Here is a 12,070-nt window from a genome sequence, read left to right as displayed (position 1 = left end):
GGTGAAGGTTCTCTCCTCGTAGGGATAGCCCGATTGTGGAGGCCCCCTCTCGCGCAAGCGGGAGAGGGGGCGCAGCGGCGTTCATGATGAATGGCTGCCCTGCTAACGGCCAATAGCACCTGTCCCTGCTTCCCTTTAAAGCTGCCTTCCAAGAAATTGAGGCTTGGCCCCTGCGGTCCGAGTCCCGCAAAACCTACTGGAGGAAGCATGAGGAAACTCATTTGGGCTGCGGCATCGATTGCGGCTTTGGCACTGACGGGGCCCGCCTCGGCGCAGTCGCCGATCATCATCAAGTTCAGCCACGTCGTCGCTACCGACACGCCCAAGGGCAAGGCGTCGGAGAAGTTCAAGGAGCTCGCCGAGAAGTACACCGGCGGCAAGGTCAAGGTCGAGGTCTACCCGAACTCGACGCTCTACAAGGACAAGGAAGAGCTCGAGGCGCTTCAGCTCGGCAGCGTGCAGATGCTGGCGCCATCCAACTCCAAGTTCGGCCCGCTCGGCATCCGCGAGTTCGAGGTGTTCGACCTGCCCTACATCCTTCCGGATTTGAAGACGCTGCGGAAGGTGACGGAAGGCCCGCTCGGCGCGCGCCTGCTCAAGCTGCTCGAGCCCAAGGGCATCACCGGCCTTGCCTATTGGGACAACGGCTTCAAGCAGATGAGCGCGAACAAGAAGCTGATTGCGCCCGCCGACTATCAGGGCGTCAAGTTCCGCATCCAGTCCTCGCGGGTGCTGCAGGCCCAGTTCAAGGCGCTCGGCTCGCTGCCGCAGGTGATGGCTTTCGGCGAGGTCTACCAGGCGCTGCAGACCGGCGTGGTGGACGGGCAGGAGAACACCTGGTCGAACATCTACACCCAGAAGATGCACGAGGTGCAGAAGTACATCACCGAGACCAATCACGGTTACATCGGCTACGTCGTGATCGTGAACAAGAAGTTCTGGGATGACCTGCCGGCCGACATCCGCGACCAGCTGTCGAAGGCGATGAAGGAAGCCACCGACTTCAACAACGCGCAGTCGCAGAAGGAGAACGACGACGCGCTCGCCGAGATCAGGAAGAGCGGCAAGAGCGAGATCATCAGGCTCACGGGCGAGCAGGACGAGGCGATGCGCAAGGCCATGGAGCCGGTCTACAAGGACGCCGCGGGCCGCATCGGCCAGCCGCTGATCGACGAGTTCCTGAAGGAAGCCAAGAGCACGACGAACTGACGCGCTTGGCGCGCGGATAAATGGTGTATGAAGAGGGCTTCCGTGTCGGCCCGGAAGCCCTTTCTGTTGCAAATCATTTCAGTATGCATCTGAACGGACATTCACGGCAGTTACATCTCTGCAAGAACCGCTTTCCTGTCCAAGTTGTAAGTTGCGCGTCAGCCTCCTCGCGCTCATCCTTGCGGGCATCCTTCCAGAGGAGGTCCGTCATGAAGAAGTTCACTATTGCCGCCATCGCCGCGCTCAGCATCGCCGGCTCGGGCGCGGTCTATGCCCAATATCATCACCCGTGGATGGAGCACTTCCGCCACATCCGCATGAATCCGGAGGACCGCGCCGCCTTCGTCGACGCGCGGATCGCCGCCGTTCATGCCGGGCTGAAGCTCAACGCCGATCAGGAGAAGCTGTGGCCGCCGGTCGAAGCCGCCGTCCGCGACTTCGCCAAGCTGCGCATCGATCGCGCCAATGCGCGCATGAATGCCGGTCCCGGTGACGCCGACAAGCCGGACGATCCGATCGCCCGCCTGCGCCAGCGCGCCGAGGACATGGGCGCCAGTTCCGTCGCCCTGAAGAAGATCGCCGATGCCGCCGATCCACTCTACAAAACCCTGGACGAGGGCCAGAAGCGGCGCCTTGCCGTGCTGACCCGCCACCGCGGCCCGTTCGGCGGCGGCGAGGACGGACCGCCCCGCCGCTTCATGGAGCGCGGCATGGACCGGATGATGGAGAGGGGCATGGAGCACTTCCACCGCGACCGTTTCGACCGCGACGCCGGCCCGGACCGGGACGGCGAGGGCCGGCTCTGAGCCGGTACGGGATTTCACGGGGATTAACCTTGGCGAAGCCGCTGGAATCCAGCGGCTTTTCGCTTTTTGGGGCTGTGGAAGAACCTTGGAAAACATGCGCCACGTCGCTTGCCATCCCCGGATCGCTTTGCTAAACGACCGGCCTCGCAAGGCTTTGACCGGCCTTTCGGGCGCATAGCTCAGTTGGTAGAGCAGCTGACTCTTAATCAGCGGGTCCCAGGTTCGAGCCCTGGTGCGCCCACCAAGCAAATCAAGCACTTACAGCAGTGCGCGTCAGAACGGACCATTCGGTTTGACGTCCGGTTTGAGAAATCTGTTCATTGTCCGTACGCGGACGGCGGGATGGCCGCGCGTTGCCGCAGCGGCTAGCTCGTCCCCGCGGCGGCGTGGAGCGCTCTCTCACGCAGAACCCTTGACGACCGAGGACGCCTTCACCTGGAATCGATCCACATCCCAATCTGTTGTTCCGACCCGTACACTTCGCTCAGCTTTTTGATCGCTGACTCCGCGAGTTCGAGCCGGCCACCCAGGTAGTGCGCGTCCAGGATCTCCTGCACGGTCTTCATCGAGTGGCCGGTGATCGAGGCGATCTCCGGCACCGAGCAGTTGGACAGCGCGAGACGCGTAACAGCAGTTCCGCGCAAATCATGGAAGTGCAGGTCCTTCAAGGATGTTTTCTTAAAGGCCTTGTCCCAGCTCGTCCTGAAGCCGTCGTCCGTCCACGGCCGTCCGAACGAATTGACCAAAATGGTCACTGCAGAGCGCTTTTCCTTCAGCGCAGCATCGAGCACCGCCTTTAGCGGCGGCCCCACCGGTATGGTTACACGGCGCCTTCCCTTGCTGCCGCGTCCCTTAGACTGACGCATCCGGATGTACCTGCCGTCGTAGTCCTTCCAAGTTAGGTGCAGCAGGTCCCCTTGGCGCTGGCCCGTCCACAGTGCAAGTAGTAGGGCGGCCTGCAGTTCAACGGACGCAACGCTGCAGAAGGCCCGGATGTCCTCGGCGCTCCATACGATCTCCGATCGGTCAGAGCCGTAAAGCCGCCCGCCGCGCTCGCAAACGTTCACTGCGATCTTGCCGCGATCCTTCGCAACCGACAGAACACGCGCAATCGTTGTCCACACGTAGTCCGCCTTGCGCGGCGTATCGGAGAATGAATCACGAAACTCTTTGAAGTCACCCCTCGCGCGCTTGTCTTCGAGAGCGCCGATTGGCATCGATCCAAACTTGGCCTCGACGAGCCTGAGATATCCATCGTACGCGCGCTTACTCTTGTCGCCGAGATCTTTGTACTCGCTACAGTCCTTGAAGTAGTCAATGAGCGAGCTGAACGTCTCAGCACTCTTTGTTGTGTACGACGACACTGCTTCGTTGTAGAGGCGCATAAACTTCGACGTGCCGGGTTCCGCGTCAATGCGCGGGCCTCCTTTCCAAGCGTACCAGTAGGTCTTCGATGTACCGTCAGCGAGCTTTTTTATGGACCGGTTGATCCCTTTCAGCCGCACCCGCATTCTGGGAAGCCTTCCATGCGTCGTATGGTGTTACTTGAGCTTCAATCTTAGGCTGTAAACCAGATAGCCGGTCAAGGGCCGCGTCAATAGCTTTTCTATCCCATTTGCGTGTTCCGGGAATCGGTTTAGGCATGATTCCGCGTCGCACCCATTCCGTGAACGCCGAAAGCGACTCGCAGCCAGCGTAGGCCGCAGCTTGTTTTTTAGAGATGCCACGCGGCTCGGTCACCCTGTGCTCCACTGCTGTGAATGGCGCCGGATTTCGAGCAAACCCGAAAAAATGCGGCTGAACAAAGAGTGTGGGATCGGCTGTCGTATGTTCGGCCAGCCTGGCGTGTAAATCGGTCAGTGTGCGCGCATGATCACGGACTTAGCTTGTGGAACATGATGCGGCACGCGGCAAGAGTGAAGGCGCTCGAAGAAGCACTGCTTTGCGGAGTTTTGTGCCTGCGTCCGATCAGCGCTTCGTGCGGGCGTGCTTGGTGTTGAGCTGCTTTGGTCTCGATCGCTTGTCCTGTGGTGCTGGCGCACAACGATCTTTAAGTGTTACTAGCTTGGCGATCGCTCGAGCCAACGCGTCAGGGGTATCGAAGCGAGCGATTCCACGGCGAACGCGAGCCCTCTCAGAAAGGGAGGCTTGACATCATCGGGCCCATTACAGAAGGGCGTGTACTCATAACGCGCGGCGAGCCATAGCCGGATAGATGCGAGTTGGATGAAGGCGAGGTAGTTTCCCGCAAGCCTGTCGTACCGCGTCGCCACTCGACGGCATTGTTTGATCCTGTTGAAGAACCGTTCGACCTGGTTGCGAGCGCGATAGAGGTACGGGCTAAAGCAGATCGGCTCGCTTCGCTTGCTTTTCGGCGGGACATTGGCCCACGCGCCTTTCTTCATGGCAAGCTCTCTGATCCAATCGGCGTCGTAGCCACGATCGGCAAGCAACATGGATCCGGATTTGAGACGACACAGTAGTTTTCCGGCAAGTCGAACGTCGTGAGCCTCGCCGGGGCTCAACGCAAGCCGTACCGGTAGACCATTGCTATCGACCACCGCGTGGATTTTGCTCGTCAGACCGCCGCGTGACCGTCCCATCGATTGGCGTCGGTTTCTTGTGATGCAGACCCCATGTTGATGTACGCGAACAATGGAAGTGCCGATCATCTGCACGGCAGCATCATGGGCGGCCGGCCAGTACGCTCATGAGCTTGGCCCACACGCCCGCCCTTCGCCAGCCGAACAAACCGATTGTAGCAAGTCGTGTACGGACCGAAGTTTTCTGGCAGGTCGCGCCATGGCGCTCCGGAACGCAAGATCCAGAAGATGCCATTGAGGACACGACGGTCATTCACGCGTGGCACGCCGCGCGGCTTATTCGGCAGCATCGGCTTTAATGGAAAACCACTCATAGTCCGTGAGTTCGTAGCGCATGATTCGGCCCCTTCCGTTGGGTGGCTTGAATCATAGCTCGGCTGTCAGGTTCAACTGGTCGCTGTGCGCCGGAAAGCGGACCCATCATCCTCTCCTTGAGTTTTGTCTCATGACCCTAACGCGACATCTCGCGCTTGTTCGCCGGACTCAATCAGATGCGGGCAGTTGGTCAGCTAGTCGCGCAGCCTCCATCTTCATGGCTTTGATCGCCAAGTGTTGCGCCTTGGTATCGAAACGGCTTTTCAATCCGGATACAGACAAGGCGCCGCGCAACCGGCCTGCATTGTCGATGACCGGCACCGAAGCGGCGGCGACGTCTGCGTCGCGCTCACCCAACGAGATATAGAAGCCGTCCTCTCGAATCTGCGCTCCTGGCGGCCACTTCGGCGCCGTGTAGGCGCGCAGAACGCGCCCCGCGGCACCGCGATCGAGCGGGAGCCGTTCTCCCTCGTCAAGATGGTGTCGAACCGCGCGCGGCGAATTCTGGCGATACAGACATATGCGCTCGTCGCCGTCGCGGACATAGAATGAGGCGCTCTCCTGGGTCGTATCGACGAGGCGGCGCAGAACCGGCCGGATGAACTCGCCGAGGTCCAGTCCGCGCCGGTAAATAGCGCCAAGACGCCACAACTCCGGTCCGAGCCGATAGAGCCTGTCCTCTCCTCGCTGCAGGAAGTCCCAGGCTTCGAGCGATGCGGTCAAACGCAAGACCGTGCTCTTATACAAGCCGGTGCTTTGAGAGATTTCTGTTAAGCTCATCTGCCGGCGCGTTTCGGAGAAGGCGCGCAAGATGTTGAGTGCGCGCTCGACCGACTCCGCGCCGTCTCTGGTCATCAAAAATCACCTCCACTCCAATGTCTTGGTTGTTGCCCTGGCCGCAAAACTTGCGCGCATGGCCTGGAGCATGCTCGCAAAGGGCCGTGACTACGACGCCAACCTCCTGGGCCGCACCGCATAAGAAACAGGGCCGGAAAGGAAAATCCAAGGTCGGGATCAGCCGGAGAGTTCTGCAGGACAGAACTTAGTTGGTGTGGCCGGAAGAATCAATTGGGATAAAGGCCGCCTCGGGTTCTCCACAATAGAACCGACTTGACTCGCGCCCTGAACTCATGCATTAGGTCTGCAGCACAGAATAAAGTTCTGTGTAACAGAACTAGGGCTGAGCGTCTTACGAGATCGCCATGAGTTTGCCGCTTGAAGGCGTGCGCGTCCTCGATCTGTCCAACGTGCTCGCCGGTCCCTTCTGTGGCTACAACCTGGCGCGGCTCGGCGCCGAAGTGATCAAGATCGAAAATCCGAAGGGCGGCGATCTGGCTCGGCACCTCGGGGCAGATCCGACGATGGCACAGCGCCTGTTCGGCCTGTCCTTCGTTGCGGTGAACGCCTGTAAACAATCGATCGCGATCGACTTGAAGTCGCCGGAGGGTCGGGATGCATTCCTTCGACTTGTTGACCAGGCCGACGTGCTGCTCGAGAACTTCCGGCCCAAAGTCATGGAGCGGCTCGGCCTCGGCTATGCGGTGCTCGTGAAGCGCAATCCCCGGCTGATCTACTGCGCCATATCTGGGTTCGGTCAGGAAGGCCCCTGGGCAAACCGGCCCGCCTACGACCAGATCGTGCAAGGTCTCTCGGGCGCGATGAGCGTAACCGGCGATCACCGATCGGCGCCGTTGCGCACCGGCTTTCCGATCTCCGACACCATGGCCGGCATCACGGCAGCCTTCGCAATCTCGGCGGCGCTGGTCGCGCAATGTTCGACCGGCCGAGGCCGGTTCATCGATGTGTCGCTCCTGGAATCGACTCTGGCGGCAATGGGCTGGGTGGTTTCTAACCACCTCAACGCTGGCATTCTCCCCGAGCCGATGGGAAACGAGAATTTCACGGCGGCGCCATCCGGCACGTTCAAGACGAAGACGGGTCCGCTCAACATTTCCGCCAACGAGCAGAAGCAATTCGAGAAGCTCTGCCAGCTGATCGGACGACCCGATTTGCTGAGTGAGGAGCGGTTCGGTGAACGCCACACGCGCAAGCTGCATCGCGCAGCCCTGAGCGACGAGATCAACAAGGCGCTCACGTCGAAATCCGCCGAGGAATGGGAGGAGATTTTCAACGCCGCCGGCGTTCCCGCCGGGTGCGTGCTCTCCGTGCAGGACGCACTGCAGCAGCCGCAGCTGGTCGAACGCCGGTTCGTCGAGAAGCTGCCTGTCGAACCGGCCGAACGGCAACAGCTACGGGTGACGCGCCCAGGCTTTCTTCTAGACGAAGGCTTTCCCGAACCGTCCGCTCCCCCGCTGCTCGGCGCCGACACGGCGACATGGCTCGAACGGCTCTGCTATACGCGCGCGCAGATCGACGAAATGGCCGACCGCGGCGTGGTCCGCGTCGCTTGAAAAGGAAATCCTGGTCATGCCCGAATCCAATCCCGCCGATCTCCTGACCGAGGCAACTAAATGGTGGTCGACCGACATTATCGACATGAAGCCGGGCGTCATCCGCTTTCGTGGCTTTCCGATCGAGCAGCTGATCGGCTCAGTCAGCTTTCCGCAGATGATATGGCTTCTGTTGCGCGGCGATCTCCCGTCGTCCGATCATGCCGCTTTGCTAGAAGCCGCTCTTGTGGCTGCGGTCGATCATGGACCGCAAGCGCCCTCGATCGCGGTCGGCCGTATGTCCGTCACCTGCGGCTTGCCGCTCAATGGAGCAATGGCGTCGGCCATCAATTTGCTCGACGACGTCCACGGAGGCGCCGGCCAGCAATGCATGGAGCTGTACGCCGACATCGCTCGACGGATGAACGAAGGTGTGCCACTTGTAGCGGCGACGCAGGCCGGTATCGCCGCCTTCGTCGAGGCACACGGGAAAATCTTGCCGGGCTTCGGCCATCGCTTTCACCCGATCGATCCTCGCTCGCCGAGGCTCCTGTCGCTGGTCGATGCTGCTCGTGAGCGCGGCGTGATCTCCGGCAAGTTTGCCGACATCGGCCGCGCTGTAGAAGCCCATCTGGAACAGGGCAAGGGCCGCAAGGTTCCGATGAATATCGACGGATCCACCGCCCTCATCTACTCCGAACTCGGTTTTGCGCCGCCACTCGGGCGAGGACTTTTCATCCTGTCGCGCTCGGTCGGCATTCTCGCGCATGCCTGGGAGCAGAAGCAGCAGGGCGGTCGTATCAAGGGGCCGATGCCTCCAGGTGCTCCCTATTCCTACACAGGCAAGCCACCACGCGACTTCAGCCCGGCCTAACGATCGTGAACCAAGCGCCAAAAGAAGCGCGGTCACCAAATATCCTAGGGAGCACTAAATGTCGTCCATTGATATCGCGCCGCAGGCCGCTCTAAAGCCAAAATTGCTCAAGAAAGCGCTCGGCCAATGGCGGCTCCTGGTCTGCATTCTCGCGCCGGCGATCGTGTTGCTCTCCCCGATCCCTGCCGGGCTGACGTTAGAAGCGTGGCGTCAGTTCGTGCAGCCATCCTGGGATTCATTCTGCGGCCACACAACGAGCCGGTCGTCATCCTTGCGGTTGTAGCGGTATCGGCGATTTTTCTCGGCAGCGGGCCGGTCGTCATGGCTGGCTATGCCAGCCCGATTGTCTGGCTCGCTTCTCGGCCTTCCTGATCGGTTCCGCGATCGTCGAAACCGGGCTCGGTCGACGCATCGCATTCTTCCTCGTCGGGGCGGTCGGGCACTGGCGCCTGCGACGCCGTCCAACACCGCGCGGTCGGGCGGCATCGTCTTTCCTATTATCAGGTCGGTCGCGATTTCGTTGAGCTCGGTACCCGGTGTAACAGCGCGGCGGGTCGGGTCATACCTGACGGTATTGCTCTATTCCATCAGTCTTACCACCGGCTACATCTTCCTGACCGCGATCGCGCCGAACCTGCTGATGATCAAGCTCGGCGAGTCGATTCTCAAGACGAAGATCGACTGGTTTCTGTGGTTCAAGCCCGCGGCGCTTCCCGGCCTGCTCTGTCTGTTCGTCCTGCCGCTGGTCATCTACTTCGTCTACCCGCCGGATCTCAAGCATTTCGACAACAAGTCGATCGCCAATGAAGGTCGGGCGCAGCTCGGTCCGGTCACCTGGAAGGAGCGGCTGCTCGCACTGCTCTTTGTCACGGCGATCGCGCTCTGGGCGACCGGGAGCTGGACCGGTATCGACGCGACGGCTGGCGCTCTGGCGCTTGTCGCTGCCACGCTGCTTTCTGGCATCATAGACTGGAACAAAATCGCCGATGAGCCCGCACCCCAATCCGAACTACCTGCCTGTCCGCACCGAATGGCTCGCCCGGCGCGTCGAACCGGCGCTCGATCCCGACGAACCGATTGTCGACGCTCACCATCACCTCTGGGATCGGCCGGGCTGGCGCTATCTCGCCGAAGAGTTCCTGGAGGACACCGCATCGGGCCACAACATTGTCGGCTCCGTCTTCGTCCAGTGCCAGACCCGGTATCGCACCAGCGGACCGGATCACCTCAAGCCGGTCGGCGAGACGGAATATGTCGCCTCCATCGCAGCCGCCAGTTCCGGGACTCATCCGCGGATTGCGATGGGCATCGTCGGCCACGCGGATCTGCGCCGAGGATCGGAGGTCCGCGAAACGCTTGAGGCACATATCTTCGCCGGACATGGTCTGCTCAGGGGTATCCGCCACATCGTGGCCTGGGACCGGGATTCTTCACTGATGAACCCACTCAGCGCCGGGCCGCCCGGTCTGATGGACGATGCCGCCTTTCGTGCCGGGTTTGCCGAACTGGCGCCGCTTGGGCTGACGTTCGACGCTTGGCTGTTCCACCCGCAGATCGACGATCTTGCGCGCCTTGCGGCCGATTTTCCCGCAACGAGGATCGTTCTCGAGCATTGCGGTGGCGTCGTCCGTATCGGTGCCTATCACGAACGGCGCGACGAGATATTCGCCAGTTGGAAGCGCTCGATCATCTCGCTCGCCAGGCGTGACAACGTCTTCGTCAGTCGGCGGTCTCGGCATGCGCATCAACGGCTTTGGCTTCGAAAAGAAAGCAGATCCTCCGGCATCCGGACAACTGGCGAGTGCGTGGCGTCCTACGTCGAGACCTGTATCGAAGCTTTTGGCGCCGGCTGCATGTTCGAAAGCAATTTCCCGGTCGACAAGGGCTCCTTTGCCTACGGCGTCTGCTGGAATGCGTTCAAGCGCCTAGCGTCAGGTGCGTCTCCCTCCACGACACGGCGACCGGCTTTTATCAACTCAGAACCGCAGGGGACCCGCAATGAGCGCTTTGACGTCGACGGATCATGCCTCGTTCGAGACGATACGGCGTGCGATGGGTATTCCGGTCGCGTTGGGCATAGGGCTTGCCGCCTGGACGGCTGGCGCGCCTGGCTCTCGCCGAGCGGTCATCGGGCGCTCGCTCTGTTCTCGGCGGTGTTCGTTCTCTATCTCACGGAAGCCATTCCGCTCGCGATCACCAGCCTGGTCATCGCGCCAGCGGCCGTTCTTCTGGGCATTGCAACGCCAGCGAGTTCCTTGAGTGGTTTCTCTTCGCCATCCGTCTATCTCATCCTCGGCGCATTCATCCTCGCCGCAGCGATGGTCAAGACCCGGCTCGCCGAGGGCATTACATACCAGATTCTCAAGATCGCCGGCGGGACGACGACCCGTATCACCCTCGGAGTAACGATCGCCAATATCGTGCTCGCCTTCCTGATCCCGTCCTCAACCGCGCGAACTGCCGTGCTGCTCCCGGTGTGCCTTGGCATCGGCTCTGTGATCGGAGGCGAAGGCCGCACCCGCTTCGTTGTCAATCTGCTCCTGACGCTTGCCTTCACCAATGCGACGATCAGCGCTGGCATCCTGACCGCGACCGTACCGAATCCGGTGACCGCGGATTTTCTTGCCAAGGCGGCACGGCCGGTGACCTACGTCGACTGGCTGATCTACGGTTTTCCTCCGGCGCTGATCATGACCTCCCTGGCATGGTTCGTGATTCAAATGGTCGTCGGGACCGAAGAGCGACATGACGCGCCTCTGGCCGGCGATGTTATCGCAAAGCGGCTTTCCGAGATGGGCCGCACCTCCGCCGCGGAATGGCGAACCCTTGCAATCTGCGTACTCGTCGTGGTCGGGTGGACGACCCAGGGATGGTCGAAACTCGACACGACCGTCGTCTGCCTGACAGGTGCCGGTCTGCTGTTCCTGCCGAAAATCGGCGTGATCGACTGGGCCGATGCCAACCGCGAGATCTCCTGGCAAGTCATCCTCATATGCGGCGGCGGCATCACGCTCGGCGATCTGCTGATCAAGACGGGGGCAGCAAACTGGATTGCAGCGGCAATATTTCATGGACTCGGTTTGGGCGGGGCAGGCCTGCTCACCACGCTGCTTGTTGTGATGATCGTCATCCAGTTGCTGCATGTGCTCTTCGTCGGGACAACTGCGATGGCGACGGGCATCATTCCGATCGTGTTGGCTCTCGCGGAGACCGCTCAGGTGGATCCGCGTGTGCTCGTTCTTCCGGCTGGCATGATCATCGGCGGTTACCCGGTTCTCATGTTTTGCAACACGCCGCCGAATATCATCGTCTACGGTACGGGCCGCTTGACGGTCCTCGACTTCCCAAAGGTGGGTGTCCCGATCAGCCTGCTCGCCTGCAAAAGTCTATGCGATTTGCGCGTCGACCTACTGGCGGTGGCTCGGGATGTTCTGAGCGATTTCGATACGAGCGCGCCGCTAGTATGCCGGGTTGTGGCCCTTCTCGGGAGTCCGACAACGTCCGCTTTCGCGCCGCTCCTGAGGACAAGCGGACATCAGCTACGCCTGCTGTCAGCGGCAGATTTTATGAGTACAGCAGATCACCGGCTGCTCCTCTGATTAGCCTCGTCTATTCTGGATGGCGCTTACGAGTAGACACCTCACACCGCACGTTGCAGGTGCGAGTGTTAGTCTTATTCGGTCGCCAACTTGGGTCCAAGCGTGGATCATCGAGGGCGCGACTAAGTAAGGCAAGCATTTTGACGCACGCCTCCCTACGTTGAGACTGAGATTGAGGGCGCGCCTGAACGACAAACCGTGGCATTGATTTCTTAGCGGTGAGGAGGCGGAAACGAGACGGTCCGCCGCGTCATCGCGATAGAGTCGGCCGCCC

At 60.9% G+C, this 12,070-nt stretch carries 9 protein-coding genes, 1 tRNA gene and 2 pseudogenes; 8 read left to right on the top strand and 4 right to left on the bottom strand.

Going from position 1 to position 12,070, the window contains the following annotated elements:
* The first annotated feature begins 207 nt into the window (after positions 1-207).
* From ACRQ5Q_RS33490 to ACRQ5Q_RS33480, 3 genes are all read left to right on the top strand, one after another.
* Positions 208-1,209 carry a TRAP transporter substrate-binding protein gene (locus tag ACRQ5Q_RS33490; RefSeq protein WP_439394203.1) on the top strand — a complete coding sequence of 334 codons (1,002 nt, stop codon included), beginning with the start codon at positions 208-210 and terminating at the stop codon, positions 1,207-1,209.
* A gap of 209 nt (positions 1,210-1,418) precedes the next feature.
* Complete coding sequence (locus ACRQ5Q_RS33485; protein WP_439394201.1) at positions 1,419-2,015, top strand: Spy/CpxP family protein refolding chaperone; 597 nt, start codon at positions 1,419-1,421, stop codon at positions 2,013-2,015.
* A gap of 168 nt (positions 2,016-2,183) precedes the next feature.
* Positions 2,184-2,259, top strand: a tRNA-Lys gene (locus tag ACRQ5Q_RS33480).
* Between the two features lie 187 nt (positions 2,260-2,446).
* On the opposite strand, the gene ACRQ5Q_RS33475 is transcribed toward ACRQ5Q_RS33480, so the two are convergent.
* The 4 genes and pseudogenes from ACRQ5Q_RS33475 to ACRQ5Q_RS33460 form a co-directional block, all read right to left on the bottom strand.
* Positions 2,447-3,526 (bottom strand): tyrosine-type recombinase/integrase, encoded by a 1,080-nt coding sequence (locus ACRQ5Q_RS33475; protein WP_439394199.1) that lies wholly within the window; start codon positions 3,524-3,526, stop codon positions 2,447-2,449.
* Positions 3,477-3,755, bottom strand: a complete 279-nt coding sequence (locus ACRQ5Q_RS33470; protein ID WP_439394197.1) for a helix-turn-helix transcriptional regulator — start codon at positions 3,753-3,755, stop codon at positions 3,477-3,479. Before ACRQ5Q_RS33470 ends, ACRQ5Q_RS33475 begins: the two co-directional genes overlap by 50 nt.
* Positions 3,756-4,204: 449 nt before the next feature.
* A pseudogene (locus ACRQ5Q_RS33465) lies at positions 4,205-4,954 on the bottom strand (IS5 family transposase); the annotation flags it as partial.
* Between the two features lie 147 nt (positions 4,955-5,101).
* Entirely contained in the window at positions 5,102-5,788 is a 687-nt protein-coding gene (locus ACRQ5Q_RS33460; RefSeq protein ID WP_439394195.1) for an IclR family transcriptional regulator, read from the bottom strand.
* 347 nt (positions 5,789-6,135) lie between these two features.
* On the opposite strand from ACRQ5Q_RS33460, the gene ACRQ5Q_RS33455 reads away from it, so the two are divergent.
* The 5 genes and pseudogenes from ACRQ5Q_RS33455 to ACRQ5Q_RS33435 all read left to right on the top strand — a co-directional run bounded on the left by ACRQ5Q_RS33455 (position 6,136) and on the right by ACRQ5Q_RS33435 (position 11,796).
* Complete coding sequence (locus tag ACRQ5Q_RS33455) at positions 6,136-7,344, top strand: CaiB/BaiF CoA transferase family protein (RefSeq protein ID WP_439394193.1); 1,209 nt, start codon at positions 6,136-6,138, stop codon at positions 7,342-7,344.
* Between the two features lie 16 nt (positions 7,345-7,360).
* Positions 7,361-8,197 carry a citryl-CoA lyase gene (locus ACRQ5Q_RS33450; RefSeq protein ID WP_439394191.1) on the top strand — a complete coding sequence of 279 codons (837 nt, stop codon included), beginning with the start codon at positions 7,361-7,363 and terminating at the stop codon, positions 8,195-8,197.
* A gap of 58 nt (positions 8,198-8,255) precedes the next feature.
* On the top strand, positions 8,256-8,480 hold the full coding sequence (locus ACRQ5Q_RS33445; RefSeq protein ID WP_439394189.1) for a hypothetical protein: 225 nt from the start codon (positions 8,256-8,258) through the stop codon (positions 8,478-8,480).
* A gap of 48 nt (positions 8,481-8,528) precedes the next feature.
* Positions 8,529-9,128 (top strand): annotated as a pseudogene (locus ACRQ5Q_RS33440) (anion permease); the annotation flags it as partial.
* A 55-nt stretch (positions 9,129-9,183) separates the two neighbouring features.
* On the top strand, positions 9,184-11,796 hold the full coding sequence (locus ACRQ5Q_RS33435) for a DASS family sodium-coupled anion symporter (RefSeq protein WP_439394188.1): 2,613 nt from the start codon (positions 9,184-9,186) through the stop codon (positions 11,794-11,796).
* Positions 11,797-12,070 lie beyond the last annotated feature (274 nt).

It is taken from the genome of Bradyrhizobium sp. PMVTL-01, from assembly GCF_051861855.1.
Taxonomy (GTDB): domain Bacteria; phylum Pseudomonadota; class Alphaproteobacteria; order Rhizobiales; family Xanthobacteraceae; genus Bradyrhizobium.
The sequence above is the reverse complement of the archived record's forward strand: the minus strand, read 5'-3'. Positions and strand labels throughout refer to the sequence as shown.

Coding starts and splice junctions, on each gene's coding strand:
- ACRQ5Q_RS33460 (WP_439394195.1), bottom strand. CDS start 5,788: ATGACCAGAGACGGCGCGGAGTCGGTCGAGCGCGCACTCAACATCTTG.
- ACRQ5Q_RS33445 (WP_439394189.1), top strand. CDS start 8,256: ATGTCGTCCATTGATATCGCGCCGCAGGCCGCTCTAAAGCCAAAATTG.
- ACRQ5Q_RS33450 (WP_439394191.1), top strand. CDS start 7,361: ATGCCCGAATCCAATCCCGCCGATCTCCTGACCGAGGCAACTAAATGG.
- ACRQ5Q_RS33455 (WP_439394193.1), top strand. CDS start 6,136: ATGAGTTTGCCGCTTGAAGGCGTGCGCGTCCTCGATCTGTCCAACGTG.
- ACRQ5Q_RS33475 (WP_439394199.1), bottom strand. CDS start 3,526: ATGCGGGTGCGGCTGAAAGGGATCAACCGGTCCATAAAAAAGCTCGCT.
- ACRQ5Q_RS33490 (WP_439394203.1), top strand. CDS start 208: ATGAGGAAACTCATTTGGGCTGCGGCATCGATTGCGGCTTTGGCACTG.
- ACRQ5Q_RS33435 (WP_439394188.1), top strand. CDS start 9,184: ATGAGCCCGCACCCCAATCCGAACTACCTGCCTGTCCGCACCGAATGG.
- ACRQ5Q_RS33485 (WP_439394201.1), top strand. CDS start 1,419: ATGAAGAAGTTCACTATTGCCGCCATCGCCGCGCTCAGCATCGCCGGC.